Raw genomic sequence first — 1,127 nt, 5'->3', positions numbered from 1 at the left:
CTAGTGGAGCGTGTCGTTAGTCCTTGAACGGTTCGGGTTTGGGATGATGGGGCATGGCGAATCGGCCTGCTCCAGCGCTGGCGTTGCGTGATGGGGATCGTGAAGAGTTGTCGCGGATTACGCGGTCGAGTTCGGTGCGTGCGGGGTTGGCGCAGCGGGCGCGGATCGTGCTCGCGGCTGCTGACGGGGTCGCGAACGAGCAGATCGCCTCGCGGGTGGGCGTCTCGAAAGGGACGGTGTTGACGTGGCGTGGCCGGTATGACTTGCACGGCCTGGCGGGTCTGGACGATGCGCCGCGCTCGGGTCGCCCGCGGCAGGTGGATCACCGCCGGATCGTGGCGACGACCCTGGCGCCGCCGCCGGCGAAGCTAGGGGTGACGCACTGGTCCTCGCGTCTATTGGGGCGTCACTTGGGGATCGGGAACAAGACGGTTGCCACGGCGTGGAAGGAGTACGGGATCCAGCCGTGGCGGTCCGAGACGTTCAAGTTCTCCACCGATCCCGAGCTGGTCGCCAAGGTCACCGACGTCGTCGGGCTCTACCTGGACCCGCCCGAGAACGCGATCGTGCTCTGCGTCGATGAAAAGTCCCAGATCCAGGCGTTGGACCGGACCGCTCCGATGCTGCCGATGCAGCCCGGTCTGCCCGAGCGGCGCACCCACGACTACCGCCGGCACGGGACGACGACCCTGTTCGCGGCGCTGGAGATCGCGACCGGGCAAGTGACCGCGGCATGCAAGCCCCGGCATCGACACCAGGAGTTCCTGGCCTTCCTCAAGCAGGTCGCCAAGGCCTACCCCGATCAGCAGCTGCACCTGGTCATGGACAACTACGCCGCGCACAAGAGGATCGAGATCCGCGACTGGCTCGCCGCCAACCCCCGCGTCCACGTCCACTTCACGCCGACCTCAGGATCCTGGCTCAACCTCGTCGAGGTCTGGTTCGGCATCATCGAACGCCAAGCCATCCACCGTGGCACCTTCGGCTCCGTCGCCGAACTCAACGCCAAGATCCGCGCCTTCATCACCGGCTGGAACGACCGCAAACACCCCTTCGCATGGACTAAGACCGCCGACGACATCCTCAAGAAAGCTAACCGTCAAACAACTTCAAACACGGGCCACTAG

The 1,127-nt window shown here is 65.7% G+C and carries 1 protein-coding gene; it reads left to right on the top strand.

Annotation, left to right across the window (positions count from 1 at the left end; genetic code table 11):
* The first annotated feature begins 53 nt into the window (after positions 1–53).
* Complete coding sequence (locus tag PINTE_RS21370) at positions 54–1,127, top strand: IS630 family transposase (protein ID WP_157087458.1); 1,074 nt, start codon at positions 54–56, stop codon at positions 1,125–1,127.

It is taken from the genome of Piscicoccus intestinalis NBRC 104926 (assembly GCF_001515525.1).
GTDB lineage: Bacteria > Actinomycetota > Actinomycetes > Actinomycetales > Dermatophilaceae > Kineosphaera > Kineosphaera intestinalis.
The sequence above is the reverse complement of the archived record's forward strand: the minus strand, read 5'-3'. Positions and strand labels throughout refer to the sequence as shown.

What these genes read in the sequence shown, in the direction of transcription:
- PINTE_RS21370 (WP_157087458.1), top strand. Translation starts at nt 54, where the DNA reads ATGGCGAATCGGCCTGCTCCAGCGCTGGCGTTGCGTGATGGGGATCGT.